Annotated in this window: 21 protein-coding genes and 1 pseudogene; 13 read left to right on the top strand and 9 right to left on the bottom strand. The window is 48.7% G+C overall.

The features are described 5' to 3' along the window. Window positions 1-231 precede the first annotated feature (231 nt). The 6 genes from NSS83_RS19170 (at window position 232) to NSS83_RS19145 (ending at window position 9,787) form a co-directional block, all read left to right on the top strand. Window positions 232-5,355, top strand: coding sequence for an S-layer homology domain-containing protein (locus tag NSS83_RS19170; RefSeq protein WP_341346284.1), 5,124 nt, complete (start codon window positions 232-234; stop codon window positions 5,353-5,355). 119 nt (window positions 5,356-5,474) lie between these two features. Next, window positions 5,475-6,416 carry a hypothetical protein gene (locus NSS83_RS19165; RefSeq protein ID WP_341346283.1) on the top strand — a complete coding sequence of 314 codons (942 nt, stop codon included), beginning with the start codon at window positions 5,475-5,477 and terminating at the stop codon, window positions 6,414-6,416. A gap of 34 nt (window positions 6,417-6,450) precedes the next feature. Then, entirely contained in the window at window positions 6,451-7,752 is a 1,302-nt protein-coding gene (locus NSS83_RS19160) for a helix-turn-helix transcriptional regulator (RefSeq protein ID WP_341346282.1), read from the top strand. A gap of 216 nt (window positions 7,753-7,968) precedes the next feature. After that, a complete protein-coding gene (locus tag NSS83_RS19155; protein WP_341183258.1) occupies window positions 7,969-8,385 on the top strand; it encodes a hypothetical protein in 417 nt (138 codons plus the stop codon). A gap of 136 nt (window positions 8,386-8,521) precedes the next feature. Then, window positions 8,522-8,908, top strand: coding sequence for a MerR family transcriptional regulator (locus NSS83_RS19150; RefSeq protein ID WP_341346281.1), 387 nt, complete (start codon window positions 8,522-8,524; stop codon window positions 8,906-8,908). A gap of 60 nt (window positions 8,909-8,968) precedes the next feature. Continuing rightward, window positions 8,969-9,787 (top strand): NAD(P)-dependent oxidoreductase, encoded by an 819-nt coding sequence (locus tag NSS83_RS19145; RefSeq protein WP_341346280.1) that lies wholly within the window; start codon window positions 8,969-8,971, stop codon window positions 9,785-9,787. Window positions 9,788-9,868: 81 nt separating this feature from the next. On the opposite strand, the gene NSS83_RS19140 is transcribed toward NSS83_RS19145, so the two are convergent. The 3 genes from NSS83_RS19140 to NSS83_RS19130 form a co-directional block, all read right to left on the bottom strand. Then, the gene (locus NSS83_RS19140; RefSeq protein ID WP_341346279.1) at window positions 9,869-11,056 is read right to left on the bottom strand and encodes an MFS transporter; all 1,188 of its coding nucleotides are present in this window, start codon (window positions 11,054-11,056) and stop codon (window positions 9,869-9,871) included. Then, window positions 11,053-12,120 (bottom strand): Atu2307/SP_0267 family LLM class monooxygenase, encoded by a 1,068-nt coding sequence (locus NSS83_RS19135; protein WP_341346278.1) that lies wholly within the window; start codon window positions 12,118-12,120, stop codon window positions 11,053-11,055. Before NSS83_RS19135 ends, NSS83_RS19140 begins: the two co-directional genes overlap by 4 nt. Window positions 12,121-12,184: 64 nt before the next feature. After that, window positions 12,185-12,466: a metalloregulator ArsR/SmtB family transcription factor gene (locus NSS83_RS19130; protein ID WP_341346277.1), complete on the bottom strand. Its 282-nt coding sequence runs from the start codon at window positions 12,464-12,466 to the stop codon at window positions 12,185-12,187. Window positions 12,467-12,683: 217 nt separating this feature from the next. Here NSS83_RS19130 and NSS83_RS19125 point away from each other — a divergent pair, with 217 nt between their 5' ends. Then, window positions 12,684-13,172 (top strand): NUDIX domain-containing protein, encoded by a 489-nt coding sequence (locus tag NSS83_RS19125; RefSeq protein WP_341346276.1) that lies wholly within the window; start codon window positions 12,684-12,686, stop codon window positions 13,170-13,172. A 152-nt stretch (window positions 13,173-13,324) separates the two neighbouring features. Here the strand turns inward: NSS83_RS19125 and NSS83_RS19120 are convergent, their stop codons facing one another. After that, window positions 13,325-13,705 carry a RidA family protein gene (locus NSS83_RS19120; protein WP_341346275.1) on the bottom strand — a complete coding sequence of 127 codons (381 nt, stop codon included), beginning with the start codon at window positions 13,703-13,705 and terminating at the stop codon, window positions 13,325-13,327. A gap of 104 nt (window positions 13,706-13,809) precedes the next feature. Here NSS83_RS19120 and NSS83_RS19115 point away from each other — a divergent pair, with 104 nt between their 5' ends. The 6 genes and pseudogenes from NSS83_RS19115 to NSS83_RS19090 all read left to right on the top strand — a co-directional run bounded on the left by NSS83_RS19115 (window position 13,810) and on the right by NSS83_RS19090 (window position 17,794). Then, window positions 13,810-14,145 (top strand): helix-turn-helix domain-containing protein, encoded by a 336-nt coding sequence (locus NSS83_RS19115; protein ID WP_341183260.1) that lies wholly within the window; start codon window positions 13,810-13,812, stop codon window positions 14,143-14,145. Window positions 14,146-14,185: 40 nt separating this feature from the next. After that, window positions 14,186-15,044, top strand: a pseudogene (locus NSS83_RS19110) (hypothetical protein). 164 nt (window positions 15,045-15,208) lie between these two features. Next, window positions 15,209-15,631: an NAD(+)--rifampin ADP-ribosyltransferase gene (gene arr, locus NSS83_RS19105; RefSeq protein ID WP_341183261.1), complete on the top strand. Its 423-nt coding sequence runs from the start codon at window positions 15,209-15,211 to the stop codon at window positions 15,629-15,631. Between the two features lie 82 nt (window positions 15,632-15,713). Then, window positions 15,714-16,232 (top strand): MarR family transcriptional regulator, encoded by a 519-nt coding sequence (locus NSS83_RS19100; RefSeq protein WP_341346274.1) that lies wholly within the window; start codon window positions 15,714-15,716, stop codon window positions 16,230-16,232. A gap of 129 nt (window positions 16,233-16,361) precedes the next feature. Further along, complete coding sequence (locus NSS83_RS19095; RefSeq protein WP_341346273.1) at window positions 16,362-16,871, top strand: hypothetical protein; 510 nt, start codon at window positions 16,362-16,364, stop codon at window positions 16,869-16,871. Continuing rightward, window positions 16,868-17,794 (top strand): SDR family oxidoreductase, encoded by a 927-nt coding sequence (locus NSS83_RS19090; RefSeq protein WP_341346272.1) that lies wholly within the window; start codon window positions 16,868-16,870, stop codon window positions 17,792-17,794. The genes NSS83_RS19095 and NSS83_RS19090 overlap by 4 nt, the downstream gene beginning before the upstream one ends. 74 nt (window positions 17,795-17,868) lie before the next feature. On the opposite strand, the gene NSS83_RS19085 is transcribed toward NSS83_RS19090, so the two are convergent. The 5 genes from NSS83_RS19085 to NSS83_RS19065 form a co-directional block, all read right to left on the bottom strand. Further along, complete coding sequence (locus NSS83_RS19085; protein WP_341183265.1) at window positions 17,869-19,182, bottom strand: ABC transporter substrate-binding protein; 1,314 nt, start codon at window positions 19,180-19,182, stop codon at window positions 17,869-17,871. A gap of 95 nt (window positions 19,183-19,277) precedes the next feature. Then, window positions 19,278-20,387, bottom strand: a complete 1,110-nt coding sequence (locus tag NSS83_RS19080) for a glycoside hydrolase family 172 protein (protein ID WP_341183266.1) — start codon at window positions 20,385-20,387, stop codon at window positions 19,278-19,280. 21 nt (window positions 20,388-20,408) lie between these two features. Continuing rightward, window positions 20,409-21,254 (bottom strand): carbohydrate ABC transporter permease, encoded by an 846-nt coding sequence (locus tag NSS83_RS19075; protein ID WP_341183267.1) that lies wholly within the window; start codon window positions 21,252-21,254, stop codon window positions 20,409-20,411. 13 nt (window positions 21,255-21,267) lie between these two features. Beyond that, window positions 21,268-22,143 (bottom strand): sugar ABC transporter permease, encoded by an 876-nt coding sequence (locus NSS83_RS19070; RefSeq protein ID WP_341183268.1) that lies wholly within the window; start codon window positions 22,141-22,143, stop codon window positions 21,268-21,270. 102 nt (window positions 22,144-22,245) lie between these two features. Further along, window positions 22,246-23,514 carry an extracellular solute-binding protein gene (locus NSS83_RS19065; RefSeq protein WP_341346271.1) on the bottom strand — a complete coding sequence of 423 codons (1,269 nt, stop codon included), beginning with the start codon at window positions 23,512-23,514 and terminating at the stop codon, window positions 22,246-22,248. Window positions 23,515-23,635 lie beyond the last annotated feature (121 nt).

The following is a 23,635-nucleotide window of genomic DNA, read 5'->3' as shown; positions in this document are numbered from 1 at the left end:
GAATGGGCAATTGAAGTTATTATAACAGAGGCGGCCTTCAAAGCCGCTTTTTTCTATCTCCGATAGCCTGTTATGCTGTGAAATGAGCGGAGATCATCTGCAGGTTTCGACAATTGTTTAGAAATTGTATAGGTCCCTATTTTACAATTGTGAGGTATGTCATATGATTCGGCGCATTTGCATTTAGAGTGCTACTACATACCAAAACGATTTCAGAAAGGGATGAACTAAATGGTAAGCAACAACATGAATTTGCGGAAAATTGGAATTATGTTTCTGATCTTTACTCTTGTTTTCACGGGCATGGGATTAAGCTTCGGAACTTCAGTGAGCTACGCTGATGCTTCGGATATTTATGTAGCAAGCAATGGCAATGACAGTACAGGTGACGGGACCGAAGATAAGCCCTATGCCACTCTCCCCAAAGCCAATCAAGAGGTGGTCAGCGGGGGAACAATATATGTCATGGATGATATCACTTTGTCACCCGTTCAGCCCGGGAAGTTCCTAGAGCTCAAAGGGGGCAAACAAATTACAATCACAACAGATCCTAATGCCTCCCAAACTGCTGTGATTAAGCGTGGGGGTAGTGGAACACTTCTAGATCTGCTTGATGGTCACCTTACATTGAAGAATATCATCATTGACGGCATGGGAACTTCGTCTGCTGGAAGAATCGTTAATGTATACGGTGCTTCAAGTCTAACCATAGAAGATGGCGCAAATTTACGGAATAATAATATTTATAACTTGCCGGCAAGTGCAATTTACGTAAGTGATCCGGCATCGACTGTCAAAATGACCGGGGGAGAAATCAGCGGTAATAAGTATGCTGGTACGGCTACGAGTGCGATCCTTATGAGTAATGGGGAATTCACTATGAGTGGAGGCCGAATTACAGGGAATACTGGCGGAGGCGTTGAAGTCACAGCAGGTAAATTCATCCTGTCTGGAATTGGACAGATTACTGCGAATTTGATTGCATCGGGCAAGGGCCAAAACGTTAATTTGAAAAGCTCTAATCTTCTTTATCTGAACGGAGACTTCACCGGGAAAGCGGGCATCACTGTGCAAACCGGGATGACGGAAGGAAGCAAGTTTGGGGAGGCCATTTCCAGGGATCTGAAGGGTATCGAGAATCTGATTGCGGACAACACCCCATCTATATTTGCTGCGTATGGAGAAGGCAATGCTTTGGTATGGAAAAAGGCACCTGCCCCTGGCGGGGTGGGAGTAGGTAATGGATTGATTTCTTGGGTAGATGTAGGCAAGAGCGCTAAGCCTGTGAGTGGCAGAGTTACCGAGTTACAAGATTTGGCCATTAATGAAATATGGGACCGAAATGAGACCGACAGAATTATTCCATATAGCGCTAATGCTGTGAACTATAATCCCGCTATTCAGGTAACTTCGTCTACTACCTATTTCAAAAAAGCTTCTTTAGGTACTACACAGGACACAGAACGGGAAGTATTCTCAGTTCAAGCAAGCAGTAATTTTGCTGGTTTTCCTTGGGACTTAGGTGGTAAGTATGCCGCGACTTCTGCATATGGAAATGGATCAGGCAATCTGATTCGTACCTATTTTGGCTCGGATTCGTCTAAAGATATTGATGTCACAGGATTTGACTTGAAGAAAACACGAGTTATGAATATATGGAGTGCAGCAGACTCTGGAAATCCTAATCAAGACCAATGGTCTTTTTCTTTAGATGGAAAACAGTTGAATCCAATTAACGGTGCCGGAGATCAACATAAAGTTAATTTTACTCTTGCCGCCGGCAGCAAAGTATACATTGGTGCAGGTCACTATAGCCGGTTTAACGGCTCCATCTCCGAAGTCATTGTATTCAACAAAAAATTAAGTGAGACTGAGCGCCATAAGGTTAACAGCTACCTCGCTTTGAAGTATGGTCTGACATTGAAAAATGCTAGTGGTCAATTAATCGATTATGTCACAAGTGATCATGCGGCAGGGCAAACCTCTACGATGTGGACTGCAGCTAATAATCAGGGCTACGGTACCCGTATCACCGGAATCGGGCGTGACGATAAAGGGGCATTGAATCAGAAACAATCGAAATCTCAAGATAACGGCGCCAATTTAGCGATTTCATTAGGAGCTATGGTAGCTAATTCTAATGAAGAGAATAACGAGGAGATTGCTAACGACAGATCATTTTTTGTTTTTAGCGATAATGGGGCTGGGACAGAGTTCATTAGTCCAATTGATAAAGACAATGAAAGTCTAAAGCATACTGCACGCATTTACAAGGTGGAGAAAACTAACTGGGCCGACAAAGTTTCGGCATCTGGGCCACCTGTTCAGGTTACATTCCAAGTAGATAAAGTAGAAACGGCTGAACAATGGCCTCTATATTTAGTTGTCAGTGCAGACGATCAATTCGATCATCAGGACAAGTTCTACGAACTAGTTGACGGTAAAGTGACGCTTAGCAGTGAAGACTTGAATAATGGTTCATACTTCACGATTGCAGCGCCAGCCCCTAAGCTGATAAGTGCGGTACTTGATCAAGCTACAACAGATAGTAAACAAATTGTCTTCACTTTTGATCAAAATGTAGTGCTAACTGATTCAACTGGTTTCTTCGTTGAAATGGATGGTACAGAGGTGCCGATGGGTCAGGTTACTATTAAGGTTGATCCGGTGGACACCACAAAACTGATTGTTACATTACCATCCGGAACAGACATCGCCGGCAAGACGGTAACTGTGTCCTATAGCGGAAAAGGGAACTTGAAGGGGAGTAACGGAGTTCCTGTAGATGCTTTTGACAAGGATATTATAAAGCTTGCGAAGCCTAATGCTCAATTGAATAAGGACATGCTATCCTGGGGTCCTGTAGACCATGCAGACAATTATGAAGTAACGGTGAAGTTAAGTGACGGCACCAGTATTACCAAAGACGTGTATGGAGCAGAACTCGATTTGTCGACATTGGGACTGGAGCCCGGCAGCTACGAGGTAACTGTAAATGCGAAGTCGGATAATGATGCCTATGTGGATTCGGAACCGTCAGATTCAGTGACATATACCGTAACGAAGGTCGACAAGACCGCTCTTCAAGGGAAAGTGACCGAAGCAGGCGCGCTCGACAAGAAAGAGTACACGGCAGAAAGCTGGTCGAAGCTGGAGCTGGAGCTTGCGGAAGCCAACACCGTGCTGAACAATCCAGAGGCTACGCAGGAACAAGTAGATGCAGCGGTGACCAAGTTGACCGACGCAATCGGCCAACTGGAGAAGGTTAAGGTCGACAAGACCGTTCTTCAAGGGAAAGTGACCGAAGCAGGCGCACTCAACGAGAAAGAGTACACAGCTGAAAGCTGGTCGAAGCTGGAGCTGGAGCTTGCGGAAGCCAACACCGTGCTGAATGATCCAACAGCTACGCAGGAACAAGTAGATGCAGCGGTGACCAAGTTGACCGACGCGATCGGCCAACTGGAGAAGATTAAAGTCGACAAGACGGCTCTAGAAGCTAAGGTAAGCGAAGCAGGCGCGCTCGACAAGAAAGAGTACACGGCAGAAAGCTGGTCGAAGCTGGAGCTTGAGCTTACGGAGGCCAACACCATGCTGAACAATCCAGAGGCTACGCAGGAACAGGTAGATCGGGCGCTGGCCGAGTTGCAAAAGGCGCTGGATGATCTCATTGTAACGAGTGGAGAACTGCAAGAAATAAACCTGGTTGGTCTAACGAATGAAGGCAGCCAAGCTATCCAATTAACTCCTGAATTCGATCCAAATCAGAATAAGAATTATAAGGGTACAGTAACCAATAACGTTTATGGTATCAGCCTGAATCCAGTCGCAAAATATCCAGACGATACTCAGGTGAAAATCACCGTAAATAATGTAGAGTATGCTTCTGACAAGTGGAATAAGCTGCCGCTTAATGAAGGTGAGAATGAGATCAGAGTCGGTGTCTTTAATACAGCCGGCGAGCTAATCAATGAATACATCTATATCATCGTGCGTGAGAAAGCTCCCGGTAACGGCGGCAACAATGGCGGTGGTAGCGACGGCAGTGGAAGCAATTCGGGGACCTACAATCCTATTACTCCACCTACCCCTCCGGCGACGGAAAATACGAACATTGTAACTACCGTCAACGGTGCGGATCAATCGTTTGCCACGGGCACTGTAACACCAAATGGAGACCAAGCGATGGTTACCATCGATCCGGATAAACTTGCCAGCTTCATTGCAGACGGTAAGGGACATAAACTCGGCATCCGCGTACCGGGTAATGGTAATGTCGAAGTTCAAGGTCTGACGCTTGAAGATCTGAAGAAGATTGCTGATACCGGGTCCAGTCTGGATGTTGAAGATGTGCTGGCGATTTACCCGGTTCCTGCAGGACAGCTTGATGTGAACGCAATTAGCAGACAGTTCGGCAACGCGCCAATTAGCAATATTGCCGTGAACATCAAGATCAAACGTTCTGCAGACGATGTAACAAACCTTGCCCGCGAGAAGGCAACTCTGACCGGCTATGAATTGCTTGTACATCCTGTTGATCTCGATTTGAGCTTTATGCATGACGGGAAAACAGATAGAGCAGGATTATTGAAAGGTTATGCGCCGAAAAGCATTGCTCTTCCGGAAGGCATTGACCCGAACCGGATTACAACAGGCGTTATCGTCAACCCGGACGGCACCGTATTCCATGTACCAACGGTTGTTACGAAGATCAATAACCGGTATTTCGCACTTATTAATGATTTGCGCAGCAGTGGTACTTACTCGGTGATCTGGAATCCTCAGGATTTCGATGATGTAAGAAACCACTGGAGTAAAGCGGATGTCAACAACATTGCAGCAAGATTGAGTCTGAAGGGCAACGGAGATAACACCTTCTCGCCTAACCGGAGTGTAAGCCGCTCTGAGTTTGCCGAGATTGTAGTGACTGGACTAGGCTTAATGCGTCAAAATGTAACGCAAGCTGATTTCTCCGATGTACCTGCTTCTGCGTGGTACAAAGACTCTGTTGCGATTGCCAATGAATTTGATATCGTTCGCGGTTATGGTGACGGTAACTTCAAAGGTAATCAGCAAATTACGAGAGAGCAAGGATTCGCGATGATTGCCCGCGCGTACCGCTTGATTCAATCTGAAGATGTGCCAAGTCAAGAGCAGATCGCTTCCACACTGGCATCTTATACGGATGGAACAAACGTAGCGGCTTGGGCACAAGGCGATGTGGCTCAGCTGATCCTGGCAGGAATCATCCAAGGGAATGGACCGCAATCCCTTAATCCAAAAGCACCAATGGCTCGTGCTGAAGTCACTGCATTGATCGCAAGAATGCTCAAAGTAACTGACCTGATTGATAAGTAATGCAAACAACCATTGATGACCTGGAGTCGTCAATGGTTGTTTTTTTTCGCCGATAGACCTGTTAAGCTTAACCGTATCATAGGAGAGGTAAGTACAAGTACATTGGAGGAGGGAAAAGAATGGCCAGGAGCATGCTTGAGGATGGACTATTGATTATTTCTCAATGTAAAAGCGTGACTGGTGATGTTTGGGAAGCGCATTTTGGAGCGGCGGCGATTGCAGGTTATTTTTTTGTGAAAGAAAACCCGATCCCTCTTGATACCGTAAACAGAATTATGGCTCAATCCGAGACGATGCTCGATAAACATTCATCCCGAGGAGCAGCTCCTCCCGTGGTTGGAATAGATCCTGGAGATGCGGAAAAAATGATCCTTGAATCATTGGAGCCCGGGATCGATGAGCTGCATTGGGTCGGACATAATGTGATCTATGCGGCGCTAAGTTTGTTGGCCATTCAAGAGCTGGGGAGATGGGGGACGAAGGATGAAATCCTGGGGATCTCCACATTGATTCGTTCGTTTAACAAGTCAATCCCCGGGAGATCTTGGATCGGGTATTCCGTGTCTGATGTGAGGAAATTGGAGATTGATGAGAACGATCATTTTCCCGCTATTGCGAATGCCGGGCAGCTGTCAGCATTCATATTAACTGAATTGTCTTCTTTTCGTACCATTTATAGAGCGGAAGCTCATCACGATTTAATAGGCCATATGCTGACCTTCTCGCATGCGTTGAATATTCTGTTCGATCTCGGCCATGTTAGCTATTTTAAAAGAGGACTTCTCCCGCTTCTTAAATTGGTTAAAGTCCTTCGGGCCAGTCACAATCTTGAAGCGGAATATCCGGTCCAATTAAGCTCTCCTGTTGACCGTCAACCATTGATCAAGGCCGACCGGTCTGAATGGCTGCCGGTTGAATATGAATATTGGTCTAGGGATTATGCCCATCATGACTGGGATTTTGGACATGTATTTAAGTTTCCGTTCAGCTTTTATAATCACCTGGGTAGAGTTTCCTTCCCATTGATCAAGGCCATTGAAAATTTCCGATATATCGTATAGAACCACAAATAGGTAGAAGGCAGAGGTGAGTCTTATGCTCAAGGAACGTATCGAGCTTCTGTGCAAGAAAAAGCAAATATCGAGGAAAGAACTTGTGGAGGGGCTCGTTACGCAGGCCCATTTTGCAAATATATTAGCAGGCAGGTATCCGTTAGCCGACGATTTGTCGGAGCATATTGCGGGCCGTCTGGGCGTCCCCGTCAGCTATTTGACCGCCGCGGTAACTACGGATGAGCAGGCGCTGAAGCGGGCGGAACACATCTTCCAGACCATGTCCGAGGGGGCGGTATCCGAAAGCTACGTGGATGCTCTGGACGATCGGGATGATGCACTCGTCGTAGAGTTAACGACTGCCCTTATGAAAGCCGTTTACTATCAACAGATGAACGATCAGACCGCTTACGACTACTTGCATCAATCCTACCTGAATCATTATTTGGAAAAGTACGGAAAGCCTGACGAAGTCGATCTGCCATTACCCTTAAAAAAGGCGCTTCTGCTATACAAAATCCAGTATTTCCGCTCCAAAAGCCTTTATTACAACGTGCTGGATGATGTGAACCGCCTAATCGGGCTTGTGGAGCCGGGGTCGGAAGTATGGCTCATGGCGCAGAACATCAGGATGGAATCATGCATTCTGCTGAAGCAGTTCGAGCAGGCGAAACAGGTGTTTGAGCAGACCATGCAGCAAATTGTCGATGATCGGCTGTTTCACCGTTTATCCGGCCTGTATGTGGCATACAGCGGCTATTGTTTCGCGATGGGCCTTGTGCAGGAAGCGTTGCGTTCGCTGTCGATGGCCGAAGCCAACCTCGTTTATTTACAACAGCCAGGCGATGTGATCACGACGATTATGAACAACCGGATTGTTATGCTGACGATGACTGGAGAGCTGGATAAAGCGCTGGACGAAATCGCCCGTTTCGAGGCAATGATCGCCAAGGAGCCGGAGGAGACCCGGAAGAAGCTTGAGCCGGTTACGACCATATATCGGTGTGAAGCCGCTTTCGCCCAGAAAAATTGGGGATTGCTCTCGCATGGAATTGAGCGGCTGCGAATTTCCCGTACCAATACGGATCAGGAGATGGCGTTGGCTTTCTATGAGAGCCAGCTGGCGCTATCCAAAGGGGACATGGAGAGATTTCAGAACCTTGCGCTGGAATGCTTGCCTTATTTCGAATCCAGCCAGCATGAGATGCGTCTTGAGCAATTGTACGAAGCGTTGGCGGTGGTGTGTGAGGAAGGCCGCCGCTATAAGGAATCGTCCATGTATTACCGGAAGCTGGTATATTTATTAAGGAATAACGGCGGGGGAGGGCCTTCCCGTCAGGTTTAAATACAAAATTCTAGAACCCATGGAGCATTGAATAACGTCTGAGGCTCTTAGTTTTGCAAGAAAGCCTCATTTGGAAAAAAATGAACCGTGAATCGGAAGGAAAACCCGCATTATCGCTCACTTGTTTGTATGCCGCCGATACTATTGTCTGGGTTAATGGCAATCGTATACAGTTAAGATACAACGACAAATCAAACGAAGAGAGGCGTGAAGCGTATGTGGGGATTGTTCGGAAAAAAGAAGGAACCGCAGGATCGTCTGGAGAAGGCAGAAAAGATAATGAACAAAGGAATATCGGGGCTAGTTATGAAAACCATGGTCTCCAAAGAACACAAGGATCTCATTAACCAAAGTCTGGCTACGGCAAAACAGGCGCAATTGGCATCGAGCGGCACCGTGCCGCTTAGCGCAACCGCTGTCGTCGTATCCGTGACGGATACGGGAAAGCTCATCAATTTCGATCCGATCCTCGTCCTCGTGTTGAACGTGACGGAGAACGATGGGAGAACGTATCAGAAGACACTAGAAACGCTCGTATCGAAAATCCAAATTCCGCGCGCCGGAGATCGGGTCGGCTTGGGTCACAACCCGGCTAATCCGTCCGAGCTTATGTATATGGGACTGCTGCCATAAAGGTTTGAGGAGCAGCGATAACCTGAACTGCATCCTGAATAGGGTGAGGTTCAGGTGTATTTACATTTTCCATTTCAAATGCTATTATACAAACATGACGTTAACGTTATATTATATCCCGAAGGAGTGATACCTCATGAACCGTATGCGCATTGGCGATTTGACAGAACGGGCTGGAGTAACCCAACGCACGGTTCGCTATTATGAAAGCATTGGATTGCTTCCCTCGGGCGAGCGTGAAGGCAATGGTCATCATTACTATACGGAAGAAACGGTTGCCCGTCTGCGTAAGATTGATCAGCTCAAGAAGCTTGGTCTAAGTTTGGAGGAAATCGGGGACGTCATCGAGCTCTATTTTACGGATACGAGCGGGGTGTTGCCGAAGCGGAAGGTCCTTGGTTTGCTGCGCCAGCATCTGGCCGACACGGACCAGAAGCTTGAAGCGCTCGGGCAGTTTCGCAGTGAGTTGTTGTCGCATATAGAACGTTTCGAGCAATGGCTTGATGCCAATAATGGTGATTAATTTTTTTGTTCAAAACATGACGTTAACGTCATGTTTAATACTCTTGTGGAGGTTGAATTTATGAGCGAGAACATTGGATTTATTGGACTTGGCCTGCTTGGTCTGCCCATCGCTGCCAATTTGCTGCAAGCAGGATATGCATTGACCGTATACAACCGCACCCCGGACAAAGCGGAGCCTCTCGTGGCCCAAGGGGCGCTGCAGGCAGTCCGCCCTGCTGACGCTGTGACAACCGGCGGGATCGTCGTCACCTTGGTATGGGACGATGAAGCATTGGAAGCCATCGTCAATAGCGAAGAGTTCCTGGAACGTGTGGGGCTAGGCGGTGTTCATGTATCCATGAGTACGGTGTCGCCGGATACGGGCAGGAAGCTGGCGGATCTGCACGCACGGTACGGTTCCGTCTATGTTGAGGCGCCGGTCTTTGGACGGCCGGAGGCAGCCGCTGCTAGGCAATTATGGATTCCAATAGCGGGCCCGCAGGAAGCGAAGGAGCGGGTCCGGCCGGTCCTGGAGGCGATGGGAGCTAAGGGGATTTATGACTTTGGCGAGGAGGCGGGTTCGGCTGTACTCGTCAAACTGATGGGTAATTTCCTTATCGTCTCTGCTGCACGCTCACTGGAAGAAGCACTGGGAATGGCTGAGCGCGGTGGGGTCGATCCCGTAGCGGCGGTCAATATGCTTACCAGTACACTGTTTACCGCCCCAATCTATCAAAGCTACGGCAAAATGATAGCAGAGAAATCAACATCCATATCCCAGAGTAAAATTCCGCAGAAGGATATCGGCCTCTTCCTGTCGGCGGCGCAAAGCGTGCAATTCCCGGCTCCGCTTGCCGGCCTGCTGCTTGATATGTTAGAAGACGGAGGCCGGAGCTGATCCTAAAGCTGCGGTCGATGATATTAGTGATAAAGCGAAGAGTCAGACCCGTTACAGGACTGACTCTCCGTTCTTAATTCCTCATTTAAGCAGGCTTGTATCGGATTGTACACCATTCGCAGACTGACTCCGCATGGAGAACGATAATGTAGCCGGAAGGAGTGCGATGGCAACACCAATGGCGCCTGCCACGCCGATGGACTGTAAGGAGAAGCTCTCCACCACAAGACCGCCAATGGCAGCTCCGGCAGCAATCCCCAACTGGATGAAGGAGGTATTCAAGCTCAGAAGAATGCCGGCTGCGCTCGGTGCCAGGCTTATCATATAGACTTGTTGAATGGGACCCGTAGACCAAGCAAAAAACGACCATAACAGCAATAGCGGAAAGACAGCGATAGAGGTATGGGCAAAGAGGGTCATGAGTACCAGAATACCTGCGTGGATCATCAAGCTTCCATTCAGCGTACGCGGGATACCTAATTTATCCGCACCATACCCACCAGCCTGGGCGCCCAGCAAACTTGCTATGCCGAATGAAAATAGCGCGATGCTCACCATCCCATTGCTCATACCCGTAATGTCTATCAGAAATGGTGTGATGAACGTGTAAATGATCGTATAACCGACCATCCAAAAGAAGCTAATCGACAAGGTTAGCAATAGCTGCGGTCTTTTCAACAGGGCGAGTTGTTCTTTAAGAGGCACATTGGCTTCTCCCTGCGACTTCGGCAAGGCCATTAAGATGACCAGCATTGCGATAAGACTAAGAAGGCCGATTCCATAAAAGATTATTTTCCAGTCGTAGGTGCTGGCGATGACTCTTCCCAGAGGAACACCTAAAATAAGCGATAGATTAAATCCCATCATGATCGTTGCTATGGCGGTGCCTTGTTTTCCAGGACCGGCAATTTGAGCAGAAACCGTTAGGGCAACCACGGTAAAGACACCTGTACTAAGAGCTAAGATTACTCTCGCGCCAACAAGCATCGGATAGCCTGTCGAGACCACCGTAATTAGATTCCCTATAAAAAATAGCACCAAAGCAGTCAGCATAAGTGTTCTCCGGCTTAGTTTGGAGGTAGCCGCAATGAGAATCGGAGTCCCTACTGCGTAAGATATGGAGTAGACCGAAATGAGTTGGCCGGCCGCAGCAATAGTTACGCCTACATCTTTGGACACCAGATCCAATATCCCCGCTATTACAAATTCCGAGGTTCCCACTAAAAAACTTATAATCGCTAAAATATACACCTTCCACGATTTAATCATTTGATTGTTCCCCTTTCAGATTCTCTAGCTAGCTCCTTGCGGACAAGAGGGGCCACCTCTGTACCAAATCGTTCGATCGTTCTCAGCAAATCACGATGCGGAAGCGTACTAAAGTCAACGTACAATAGAAAACGAGTTAAGCTCAGTTGTTTGGCTACACGTACGATCTTCTCTGCTACAACTTCTGAATCTCCAACATACAGAGCGCCGCGGGGGCTCACGGCTTGCTCAAATACACTTCGTGTATAATCCGCCCAACCGCGTTCCCTTCCAATCTGATTCATTTGCCCGGCCATAATGGGATAATACTTTTCTTTGGCAGCTGCAAGCGAGTTGTCAATAAAACCATGCGAATGACAGGCAATTTGCAATTGATTAGGATCATGCCCTGCTTGCTCGGCTGCTTCAAGATATAACTGCACTAAAGGGGCGAAACGCTCCGGCATACCGCCAATAATGGAGAAAATGACAGGAAGACCAAGCTGACCGGCACGAATGGCCGACTCTGGACTGCCGCCAGTAGCAATCCACACAGGGAGCGGGAATTGTTGCGCACGCGGGTATACGCCCCTGTCATGCAGCGGTGCACGGTGCTTGCCGCTCCAGGTTACGCGCTCTGAGGATCGTATTTTGAGTAAAAGCTCCAATTTCTCCTCGAATAATTCTTCATAATGTTGCAGGTTATACCCGAAGAGCGGAAAAGATTCGGCAAAAGAACCACGTCCGGCCATGATCTCCGCCCGCCCGTTTGTTAAGTTATCCAGGGTGGCGAAATCCTGATACACACGGACCGGGTCCGACGAAGACAATACCGTAACGGCACTGGACAGCCGAATATGGGTTGTAGTAGCTGCAGCCGAAGCTAAAATAATGGCTGGCGATGAGCTTGTGTAGTCCATACGATGATGTTCACCGATCGCATAGACATCAAGACCGACCTGATCAGCCAACTGAATTTCTTCCATCGCTTGGCGCAGTCTTTCGCTTGGCGGCACGCCTCCTCCTTTGGGGTTAGTGTGAAGAAATGTAGAGATTCCCAGTTCAAATGGCAAGCGTTTTTCCAAAATGATTTCCTCCTTCATGTTATTCTATATTTCTAAAAATATAGAAATGTTGTTTAAAAAAAATTTACGCCAGTAAATATGGCGCAAACTTCATTGCCACTTCTTGATCGACGCTGTAGTGAATAAACGAACCGTTCTTTTGCGCCTGGATTAGACCCGATTCCGTCAGTTGCTTGAGATGATGGGATAACGTTGAACCGGCGACATGTCCAAGCTGTTCACTGATCGCAGTAACGCATTGATTCTCTTGCTTAATTAGCATTAAGGCAATTTTTAGCCGTGTAGGCTCACCTAGAGCCTTGTATACTTTGACCGCTTGCATCAGATCGTGATCGACATCAGCCATTAAATTCTCCTTCCCGCCATCATTTCTATATTTATGGAATTATAGAAATGATACTACCACCTAAAGACAGCGGTGTAAAGTGAAAATTAAGCTACCTTAAATCCTCCACAAAATAACAAATATTCTTATTGGGGTAATACAGAGTAAGGTGTCCCGTGATTTTCTTGAAATTGGAATGAAAAAACGAAATTTATTCGGAATAGATGGAGGGTATAAAATGGCATTTCCAACGCATATTGTGTCGGCAGGTGGAATTGTAGAAGACGGGAATGGAAATATCTTATTGGTAAAGGCCCATGACGATGGTTGGGTGTATCCTGGTGGGATAACAGAAGTTGGAGAAAACTTAATTGATGGCGTGATACGTGAAATCAAAGAGGAAAGCGGAATAGACGCCACTGTCTGCCATTTAATCAATGTCATTTCAAATACAGCGATCCATAAGTGGTATGATGGTGTAACCGATGTTCCAACGAAGGTAATGTTTGATTTTGTGTGCAAAGTTGTGGGTGGAGAGTTAGCCACTTCTGATGAGACTAGTGACTGCAGATGGGTGGCAAAGGAGAAAGTTCTGGATTTCATTACCCTACCCGCAATCCGCTTGCGATATGAAGCTTATTTGAACTTTAACGGCTCTGTGAATTTTATAGAGTACGTCACCACAACAACGTCCGAATGTAGCGTCAAGCTACAAAGAGGGGTATGAAGCCCATCTCATAGTTCAAAGCCACTCCATTGTCAGGGGTGGCTTTGAACCTTATTATAAATAACGCTAATTTGCTGAGTATTACACATTGAGAATGATTCCACGACTCTTGTCCATGCTAGCGATATTTGAAATTGTTTTTCCGCTGTGGCTCATATATGCGCCACAGCCCGAACCTCTACCCACTGTTCCGGAAATGCCAGGTAAGTCACCCCGATCATGCTCCCCGCCGGCCGGTGCGCTCCGACATACTTTTTGAAAAGTCCGATCGCAGTTTCCCCATGCTCCTGCGCATTCGTCAGATACAGCTCCACGTAAGCCAGATTATCCTTTGTTGCTCCGAACTCTTCTAACACGGTATCCAAATTCTCCAGCGTCTGCGTCATCTGTGCCTGAATATCGCCTGCTCCGACGAAGTTGCCCTCCGCATCATGGGAGAACTGTCCCGAGATATAGAGCGTGTTGTCAACAAGGTACCCCTGCGAAATCCCGTGATCCCAGAGATTATGGTTGTACGTGCGAATGGTCGTCATGTCTTAACCCCTTTACTTTAAAGTAAGGCTATTATAGACTGAGCAAAAATAAAGGGATAGTACGCACAAAGAAGTGGGCTACTATCCGAAAGGATAGTGTGAACATGGGCATTTCTGATCTGAAGGGCAAGGAAACGGTGATCCAAGACACTCCGTTCGGTTATACGATGTCCGTAATCGGCGGGAAGTGGAAGATGGCAATTCTGTATCTGCTGTCCGCCAATCCGTCTATCCGATTCAATGAAATGCAGAGACAGCTCGGAGCGGTGACGTACAAGGTACTCAGCGCGCAGCTTAAGGAATTGGAGGCCGACGGGCTGGTGAAGCGCGTGGAGTATCCGCAGATTCCGCCCAAAGTGGAGTATTCGCTGACAACGAAAGGACAGACGCTGCTGCCTGTGTTGGAGCAGTTATGCGAGTGGGGAGCACAGAACCGGTGAGGTTCACCATACATGCGACAAGTTCATTGGGGGGAAAAGAATGGCCAGAAGCATGCTTGAAGACGGACTATGGATTATTTCTCAATGTAAAAGCGTGACGGGTGATGTTTGGGAAGCGCATTTTGGGGCGGCGGCGATTGCAGGTCATTTTTTTGTAAAAGAAAACTCGACGTCTGAGGATACCGTTAACAGAATAATGGCTCAATCCGGGACGATGCTCGATAAACATTCATCCCGAGGAGCAGCTCCTCCCGTGGTTGGAATAGATCCTGGAGCCGCGGAAAAAATGATCCTGGAATCATTGGAGCCCGGGATCGATGAGCTGCATTGGGTCGGACACAATGTGATCTATGCGGCGCTAAGCTTGTTGGCCATTCAAGAGCTGGGGGGATGGGGGACGAAGGATGAAATCCTGGGAATCTCCACATTGATTCGTTCTTTCGACAAGTCTATCCCCGGGAGATCTTGGCTCGGGTATTCCGTGTCCGATGTGAGGAGATTGGAGATTGATCAGAACGATCATTTTCCCGATATTGTGAATGCCGGGCAGCTGTCAGCATTCATATTAACTGAATTGTCTTCTTTTCGTACCATTTATAGAGCGGAAGCTCATCACGATTTAATAGGCCATATGCTGACCTTCTCGCATGCGTTGAATATTCTGTTCGATCTCGGCCATGTCAGCTATTTTAAAAGAGGACTTCGCCCGCGCAGAACGGTCCGAATGGCTGCCGATTGAATATGAATATTGGTCTAGGGATTATGCCCATCATGACTGGGATTTTGGACATGTTTTTAAGTTTCCGTTCAGTTTTTATAATCACCTGGGTAGAGTTCCCTCCCGAATGATCAAGGCCATTGAAAATTTCCGCTATATCGTTTATATCCAATCAAGCTGACAATTTGCCGTTACAGACAGCGAAAAGGTTGAAGCTCCGGTGCTAAATATATAACTCTCTACTTATATTATAACCGGATTTGGAATTTTTTTATAGACTACAATTTGCGCCCCTGTAGCCTTATACTCTTATACGAAAGTCAAAACCTAAAGGGGTGTGCCTATATGAATGACAACAAAAACATCTTAGATCCAGGTCCGTTCTTCCATGGGACGAAAGCAGAATTGAAAATAGGAGACTTGCTTGAACCCTTGTATTTATCCAATTATCAGGATAAAAAATCGAATCATATCTATTTTACGGCAACGTTAGACGCTGCTAAATGGGGGGCTGAATTAGCAAAATCCAACTCAAATTCAAAAGAGAGAATTTATATTGTGGAGCCCGTAGGTGAGTTCGAGAATGATCCGAATTTGACTGATAAAAGATTTCCCGGAAACCCAACACGTTCATACCGGTCTAAATCCCCTCTGAAGATATTAGCGGAATTAAGTTCATGGGAAAGACATTCCGATGAAGAAATCAATCATATGCTCCTGTCTTTAAAAAAACTAACTGAAGAAGGGAAGAATGTAATATACGATTGAGTCCTGCAAATAGCAGGTTGACACCAAAGTAGTTAGGTGCCATACTACATGTATGAACAACAAGAATAATAAATTAAATGACATGGAGGCTATTCCCTCCCTTGTACAATCCAAGCGTCAGATTGACCGCTATAACCTCGACATTGACGCACAAGCTATACTTGTCGCGTCTAGGCTAATGGCAGCTGGGGCCCAGCTTGGGCATGCCTCCGAGGTTCATTTCTCCAGATTCGGCTTATCCACAGGCCGATATCGTGTATTGGCCGATCTTGAGGATAACGAAGGAGAAGAGTTGCCTTCGCAATTAGCGGAGCATTTAGGCGTTACACGTGCTACAGTGACGGGTCTGATCGACACTCTTGAACGTGATGGCCTGGTATCCAGGCGATTAAGCTCAGAAGATGGCCGTCAGAGATCGGTTGTTTTGACGGAAGAAGGAGATAAGAAGCTACGTGAAATGGCTCCTGAGCATTTCGCCTGGCTGGAAGCCATGGTGGGCTTACTCAGTAGCGATGAGCGCAGCGTATTTCTCGACTTGCTGGGCCGGGTTACACAGGGCATCGCTGCACTTACGAACGAACCAGGCTCGAAACCGCAATGAAACATCAGTAATGAGTAGAATGGGCTAGTAATGCTAGCCTATTTTTACTCCCATATAGTTAGGTACCTAATTATATTTCGCTGAAAGCCATGAAATTGAATGATCTCAAAGAAAGAAGGGAGCAACGAAATGAACCAGATAAAATACCCGAATCAGACCGATGATGCTTACGGTATCAAGACGGTTGGTTCCAGGAATAAGGCCTTGGTATTATGGCGTGAAGTTGTAATGGCCTATGCTGCTCCTGCCATCATGGCAAGTATTGGGGGGCTGATCACTGCTGACAGGGGGCTTCAAATAGGGGCATTGACCACAATCGGCGGTGCATCGGCCCTGATGGCCTTGCTGATGGGCCTTTTGTTACGCAGCCGAGTGGGCGATATGCGATGGGTTCTAGGCGCACCTCACTTGGTTGTGGTAGGAGGGTTCGCATTAGCCGGGTCCTTGTGTGGCCTATGCGCGGCATGGGTGACATCCGGTGTACTAGACATTATGATGCCGGGCATTCACTTGGCCTGGGCCGACCGCATCTGGATCGACTTCCCGTTGTCCGGATTCATAGCAAGCACGATAGTGATATGGCGGTGGCGTCTTACCGCCGCAACTAAATTGTCATCCAAAAGGAGAATGAAAAAATGATAGTTATTATGGGAGCAACAGGTACGATAGGCCGTGCGCTTGTGGAACGTTTGATTGATCTTGGTGTGCCCGCCAGGGCTCTGAGCAGAGAGCCGGAGAAGCTGCGTAATCAGATCGGAGAAAAAGGCCGGTCGGCTATCGAGGTCGCATGGGCAGATGCTGCTGACCCCGAATCGCTGCGCCGCGCCTTTACAGGTGCCAGCCAGCTCTTCCTCGCCCTGTCCAACAGTCCAAGACAAATCGAATGGGAAACTTCAATCATTCAGCTTGCAGGCGAATCTGGAATCAAACACATCGTGAAAATATCCAGCCCTGCCTTTGAGCAGAGCGCTCCCGTAGCAGTCGCGGGCTGGCATCAAGAAATCGAGAATGCGCTGAGGGAATCAGGTCTCACCCACACCGTGTTGCGGCCTTATGCGTTCATGCAAAACATAATGCGCTTTGCCCCAACAATTACAACCCAAAATGTTTTCTTCGGCTCTATGGGCAATTCACCATGTAACTTCATTGACTGCCGCGATATCGCAGATGTTGCCGCAGAAGCTCTAACTAACCCTGAGGTGTCCGGCCAAGTATATACGCTTACGGGTTCAGAGATTGTCAGCTATCCTCAGATCGCGGATCGGCTATCCGCTCTGCTTAATCGGCCAATCAGTTACATCAACTTGGAACCCCAGGAACTACTCCGTAATCTTATCGAACACGGGCATATGCCTCCTTGGCTTGCGAACCATGTTGTGGAAATTCAATCCATGGCTACGGTAGTTCCAGAACGTCCAAATGACACTGTGCAGCGCTTGCTCGGCAGAGAGCCGCGTAAGCTGGAAGCCTTTCTGCATGAGAGTGTAGAAAATTTCCGGTATAGGATCATCAACGTGAGTTGCCCGGAATCAATAGCATTGAAATCACACCGTTTGGGCTAACGTACCAACGATTGGGTTACAAAAAGGGAGATTAGCAGCGATAAACAGCTGTTGATCTCCCTTTTGCGGCTCTGCTATTCGCTTGCTTCTTTTGCCGACATGTCGTCCCAGATGTTCTGGAATTCCTGAAGCATTTTTTCTTTCCCGATCTTCTTGCCGATATACGACTGGATCTGCGTGGCCATTTGCCAGGTGTTCGCTTCGTAGCCGGGGTACAGCTGCCATAACCAGGGGAGTGTCTTGCCTTCCTTGATGTAGGACAGAATCTCCCCGGACAGGGGACCCAGCTTAGCTTCAGTTGCCGGAATGCTCTTGAACGCCGGAATGAGCTTGGCATCATCCACGATGAACGCCTGGCCGGTGCGGGAAGATACGAGCCACCGCAGGAAGGCTTTGGCTTCTTCCTCTGTTCTTGAGTTCTTCAGCACCACCCAATAATTCGCAACGCCAACAGGAAGCTTGTTCATAGCCTGGGCATCATCGTTGATCGGCATCGGCAGAAATCCGATATTGAGGTTCGGGTGGAGCTTGTCGAGCTGCAGCTGCGTCCAGGTTCCCTGCTGCATCATGGCGGCGCGTCCGTTCGCAAAGTTAGCAACCTGTGTGTAATAATCCGTCTGCAGCGGATTGGGCTGGCCGTACTCGACGGTCAAATCTATCAGGTTCGTCCATTGCTTAAATATCGTATTGTCTGTCAGAGCGGCGCTGCCATTCTTCACCCGTTCAATAAATGCAAGCGGATCTGGCTGCTGGGCGAATGCGGTGTTAAGCAGATGATTCCCCAGAATCCACCACTCGGCATAGCCGTTCTCAAAAGGACGGATGCCGGCCGCCCTAAGCTTAGCGGCCGCTTCCCGCAGCTGCGTCAGCGTGGCGGGAGTGTAATGGATGCCAGCTTGGCGGAACAGGTCCTTGTTATAAATGAAGCCCCAGCCTTCCAGGGCGAGCGGCATCCCGTAAATCTTGCCGTCCTTCGTAATAGCCGGCTTGGCCAAATCAAGCATATCGTCTACCCATGGCTGGTCGGACAGATCTTCCAGATACTCCTGCCACAACTCGAGATCGGTGTAGCCTGCCACAAAAAAAATGTCGGGCTTATCACCGGAGTTGAACTTTGTCTTAAGTCCCGCACTATAATCACAGCCGCCGCCGCAGGTATCAACTTCAATGTTCACGCCGGTCTCCTCCTGATACCGCTTGACCAGGGTGTCCAGCTGCTCGGCCATTTCGACCTTGAAATTGAAGATCTTGAGTGTAGGGGCCGGCTCTGCGGTCGCACCTGCCGGGCCGGAGTCATTCACGACTTGGTTATTGTTCCCCCGGCACGCCGTGCCAATAACGGCCAGGACCAGCACAAGGGCAGTCAAGATCATGGATCTAAGCTTCATGGCATATCCCTTCGTCAATCAAGATGGCTGCACATCCAGTATAAACGCCATCCCCCCAAAGAGGAAACAAGCCGTTGTTCCTGCTGCCGCGCTTATTAGCGCGGCCAGCGTTCCTCCTTGCCCATCAGCGGTGTGAAAGGCTGATGCGGCTCAGTCTGATACCAATAGGCGACCGATGCCACGTCATCCTGGCGTTCGAACAGCCCCTTTTTATACACGCCGATCTGCTGAATGGTAACCTTCAGATCCTCCTGGAACCGGATGGGGTCCAGAATGTGCCAGCGGTAAAATCCACGCATGGGCGGCGCATCGTCATTGTGGTACGGATTATGGACGGCCTCGTCATGGCTGGAATAGTAGGGATAGCCCATGTATGGCGTGCAGTACGTGTTCTCGATCGTCTTGCCGTCCTTTTGAGTCGCAAAGCTCCAGGCACCCCCGAAATAATCCTCAGTGCCGGTGCCGCAGATGGTCGGATACTCCTTATCGCCGTCGATATACATCTTGATCTCGCCCTCTCCCCACCAGTAGCGCTCCAGCGTGGTAAGTGCCATGTAGGTTCCGACATATTGGCCGCGGCCTTTGACGTTGTCGAGAATGATATAATCCTCCGCTTTATCCGTGATCCGCTGCCGCTTCCATTGCGCGTGGAAGTAAGCCGTATCTTCAGGCAGCTCGTCATGCAGGCAATAATCAATCTGGTAGAAGAAGGCAGGAATTGACGCTTCATGCTGGTTCTCGATTTCAATTCTGGCTTTGCTCCGGAACGGCATCGGAAAATAGCAGTTGAATCCTCTTGTCGGATTGACAACGATCGGCTGGGAATTGACGGTGCAGCCTCTCCCGAAGCCATTGCAGAAGAAATCGCCCAGCGGGCTCTCAACGGAAGGCTCCGTCTCATCGTCCCAATACATGCGCAGCACCAGATCGCGCAGAACAAAAGTATCCGCTTCGGTATGATCAGTCACCGTAATCCAGATGTGCTCGATAATGCCAGGGCCGCTGATCTCAGCCAGCGTTACAGTTGCCCCGGGCGCCACATCCCGGATACAGGGCGAGCCTTTGCGGGAGGGGCCGAGAGGGCCGGAGGCCATCCCTCCTTTTCCTTTTTCACCGTGCGGATTCTCTGCGTTAATGGCCCGGCTTCTGCCGGTCTTGATCAGAGGGAGCGACGACAGTCCTCCCTGGAACGGGTTGATATTCATTTGTTCTTCTCCTCTCGGTAATCAGCCTTTGACGCCGCCGGCCATAATGCCTTCCATGATCTGTCTCTGGAAGATGGCGACGAATATAATGATGGGCAGAATGATGATCCAGCCCATAGCACTAACCAGATCCCAGGGCACCGCGTACATATTGTCTCTAAGAGGCAACTGTGTAATAGCTGTTGAGAGCACAGAGATGCCATTGGAATAGAACAGCGGTGTGAAGAAATTGTTCAGGCAGGTAATAAAGTTGACGATACATACTGTTGCCAGCGCCGGTCTCAGGAGCGGAATCGTCACATAGAACATCGACTGGAAAAAGCCGCAGCCGTCAATAGAGGCGGATTCCTCGATGGAGACCGGAATATCATTCAGATAGTTCTGCAGAATCAGGATGGTGAACGGAAGAATACCGCTGATATACAGGATGATCAGGCCGGTATACGTATCGTATAAATGAACGCTGCGCAGAAAATCATACAGCGGCCGCGCGGTCACCACATCGGGAATCAGCATGGAGGCCAGCAGGAAGCCGACGGCAATGGATAATCCTCTGGTGCGGAAACGGGCAAAACTGAAGGCAGCCATGACGGAGATGACCATACCAATCAGGATGGATAGCCCCACAATAATTGCGGTATTTCCTATTTTGGGCAACAGGCCAACATTCTTGATCAGATAACGGTAGCTGTCCAAGGTCGGATGGGCCGGCCAGTACTTGACCGGTTTGGAGAATAGCTCTCCGGCCGGTGTAATGGAAGAAATAAAGATCCACCACAGCGGAAAAAGAATAAGAAATGCGACAATGGCAGCCAATCCCCATATGGTCAGGGTCAGCGGCACAGATCTGGAGTTTTTGGGGATCATAGGATATCGCTCCTTAATAGTCTACGCGTTTGGCTGCCGACATACTGAGCCCGCTGAGTACAGCCATCACCAGGAACAGCACGACGGCAATCGAAGCGGCGTAGCCGGTATTCAGATTCGTAAACGCTTCGGTGGTTACCCGGTAGGCAATAAGTGCGGTGCTCTCACCCGGCCCGCCGCTTGTCATCGCGTATACAACATCAAAGGAAGTGATGCGCCACATGGTAAAGAATATGCTGAGCATCAGAATGTTCCTGGAAATAAGCGGAAGCGTGATACTGAAAAAGGAGCGGATGCTTCCGGCTCCGTCAATTTTGGCGGCCTCATACATGTCCGAGGAGATGAATTGCAGACCGGCCAGCACCAGAATGGCGAAGAAGGGCAGGTCCTTCCATAGGTCCACGGCGATTACGGCGCTGCGGGCTGTATTGGTGTAGATCAACCAGTCCAGATTGAAGGAAGGGGCGAACCGGCGGATAAAGTCATTGATCAGACCATATTCATTGTTGAAGGCCCATTTGGACGCCATCGCGATCACGACCATCGGCATGGCCCAGGGAAGCAGCACGATGGTTCGGAGCACCTTTTGTCCGCTGAATTTCATATTGAGAATTAGCGCCAGGATGATTCCGAGCACAATATGGCCAATCATCGATCCCACAACGAAAATGGCCGTAAACCGGATAGAGGTAATCATTTTCGAATCGTGGAAAAGCTGAACATAGTTATCCAAGCCGACAAACCTGCGGATGCCCTGCAGCAGTTTGACCTCAAACAAGCTGATATGGAAGGTTTCGATAATGGGATATATGGTCGTGAAGATCCGGATCAGCAGCGCCGGCAGTACAAGAATCCAGGCAATCATCCAATATTTTTTGCTGGCATACATGAAATGCACCTTCCTCGCAGGTTAGCCATATCCGTAGAATAGGGGCGGCACAAGCAGGCATCTACAGATCAGCCTGCTTGTGCTGCCGGGAAATGGCCCTGATTATTTGTAACGTTCAACGGCTTCCTGTGCTTTTTTGCAGAAATCATCCAGCGTAATTTTGTCCTGGATGTAGTTCTGAAACAGCGTTCCCATCTCGGAGATGAACTCCATCGTCTGCGGCAGCATCGGACGCCCATGCACCTCGTTGGTCGATTGGATCTCGCTGTAAATAGTCTTGATGTCTCCGGCAACCTCTTCTTGGGCCGCAACATCCGCTCTGGCCGGATAGCGGTCAAAGTTCTTCCAGCCGTTCAATTCACCGTCTTCACTGGCGGCATATTTCAGGAACTTAATGGCAGCATCCTTGTTCTTGGAAGCCGAGTTCAGGACATAGCTCCAGGAATCCGTGAAGATACTCCGTTTCGCAAATTCCGGCATATTGATCATATGGATCTGATCTTCACCGTAGCGGTTCGCCTGCTTGTAATCCGTACCGGTCCCCCACATGAAGACGGAAGCATATTTGCCGTCGATGAACTTCTGGTTCATCTGTTCATATTTGTCCGCAATTTGATCCACTGGTGTGACCTTCCAGGTATTGGCCATGTCGTACATGAATTTGACTGCCTTGCGGCTGCCTTCATTGCTCCAGTCAAAGTAATCGCCGCCGAACAGATTGACGAAGGTCGCGATTTCGTTGAAGACATACGTCTTTTCCCAGGAGCCGCCGTATCCGTACTGACCGTCTTTGGTCGTCGCTTTCAGAAATTTCACAAAGTCTTCTTCGTTGTTAATGGAAGTCATGCCTGCGGCATCGAGCTTCTTCTGATCGACCCACAGGCCAAGATAACCGGTGTAGCTGGGGACGCCGATCAGATCACCTTTGCTTGAGGTCAGCATATCCTTCATATAGCCCTGCGGCAGCTGTTTCCGCACATCATCAGTCAGGACCGTATCCTGCAGCGGCTCCAGCCAACCGGCATTTTTAAAAGAGGTTGCCATTTCATCATTGATCTCAAGGATGTCAACGGTATTGTCACCGGAGGAAAGGATCGTCGATACCTTCTGCTGGCGGGTGTCCGAATCGGTCGGCGCGGCGACCCAGTTGATCTTCACGCCACTCTTTTCCTCCGCTTCTTTGAGCCAATCCTGAAATTTAGGATTCGTGGACTGAATAGTGTAGAGGGTAATCTCATCCTTGCCTGCGTTGCCGCCATCCTGGGTTCCGGCTGCCGTCTCGTTTGCCTTGGAGTTATTACCGGAGCAACCGGACAGTGCAACCGCGATCGTTAAGGAGCCGGTCAAGAAGAGGGACCAAAATCGTTTCATACCATAACCTCCCTGTTTTGTTTTTCTTGAAAGCGCTTTACAATCTCAGTATAGCTGCTGCCACACCAGCGAAAAACAGCCGTAATTGATCAAAAATGTGTAAAATCGTGATATGGGTCAT

The organism is Paenibacillus sp. FSL H3-0469 (assembly GCF_038051945.1).
Taxonomy (GTDB): Bacteria; Bacillota; Bacilli; order Paenibacillales; family Paenibacillaceae; genus Paenibacillus_AQ.
Note: the sequence above shows the minus strand (reverse complement) of the source record. Positions and strands in the feature narration are given on the sequence as shown.

Coding starts and splice junctions, on each gene's coding strand:
- NSS83_RS19170 (WP_341346284.1), top strand. CDS start 232: ATGGTAAGCAACAACATGAATTTGCGGAAAATTGGAATTATGTTTCTG.
- NSS83_RS19165 (WP_341346283.1), top strand. CDS start 5,475: ATGGCCAGGAGCATGCTTGAGGATGGACTATTGATTATTTCTCAATGT.
- NSS83_RS19160 (WP_341346282.1), top strand. CDS start 6,451: ATGCTCAAGGAACGTATCGAGCTTCTGTGCAAGAAAAAGCAAATATCG.
- NSS83_RS19155 (WP_341183258.1), top strand. CDS start 7,969: ATGTGGGGATTGTTCGGAAAAAAGAAGGAACCGCAGGATCGTCTGGAG.
- NSS83_RS19150 (WP_341346281.1), top strand. CDS start 8,522: ATGAACCGTATGCGCATTGGCGATTTGACAGAACGGGCTGGAGTAACC.
- NSS83_RS19145 (WP_341346280.1), top strand. CDS start 8,969: ATGAGCGAGAACATTGGATTTATTGGACTTGGCCTGCTTGGTCTGCCC.
- NSS83_RS19140 (WP_341346279.1), bottom strand. CDS start 11,056: ATGATTAAATCGTGGAAGGTGTATATTTTAGCGATTATAAGTTTTTTA.
- NSS83_RS19130 (WP_341346277.1), bottom strand. CDS start 12,466: ATGGCTGATGTCGATCACGATCTGATGCAAGCGGTCAAAGTATACAAG.
- NSS83_RS19125 (WP_341346276.1), top strand. CDS start 12,684: ATGGCATTTCCAACGCATATTGTGTCGGCAGGTGGAATTGTAGAAGAC.
- NSS83_RS19120 (WP_341346275.1), bottom strand. CDS start 13,705: ATGACGACCATTCGCACGTACAACCATAATCTCTGGGATCACGGGATT.
- NSS83_RS19115 (WP_341183260.1), top strand. CDS start 13,810: ATGGGCATTTCTGATCTGAAGGGCAAGGAAACGGTGATCCAAGACACT.
- arr (WP_341183261.1), top strand. CDS start 15,209: ATGAATGACAACAAAAACATCTTAGATCCAGGTCCGTTCTTCCATGGG.
- NSS83_RS19100 (WP_341346274.1), top strand. CDS start 15,714: ATGGAGGCTATTCCCTCCCTTGTACAATCCAAGCGTCAGATTGACCGC.
- NSS83_RS19095 (WP_341346273.1), top strand. CDS start 16,362: ATGAACCAGATAAAATACCCGAATCAGACCGATGATGCTTACGGTATC.
- NSS83_RS19090 (WP_341346272.1), top strand. CDS start 16,868: ATGATAGTTATTATGGGAGCAACAGGTACGATAGGCCGTGCGCTTGTG.
- NSS83_RS19085 (WP_341183265.1), bottom strand. CDS start 19,182: ATGAAGCTTAGATCCATGATCTTGACTGCCCTTGTGCTGGTCCTGGCC.
- NSS83_RS19080 (WP_341183266.1), bottom strand. CDS start 20,387: ATGAATATCAACCCGTTCCAGGGAGGACTGTCGTCGCTCCCTCTGATC.
- NSS83_RS19075 (WP_341183267.1), bottom strand. CDS start 21,254: ATGATCCCCAAAAACTCCAGATCTGTGCCGCTGACCCTGACCATATGG.
- NSS83_RS19070 (WP_341183268.1), bottom strand. CDS start 22,143: ATGTATGCCAGCAAAAAATATTGGATGATTGCCTGGATTCTTGTACTG.
- NSS83_RS19065 (WP_341346271.1), bottom strand. CDS start 23,514: ATGAAACGATTTTGGTCCCTCTTCTTGACCGGCTCCTTAACGATCGCG.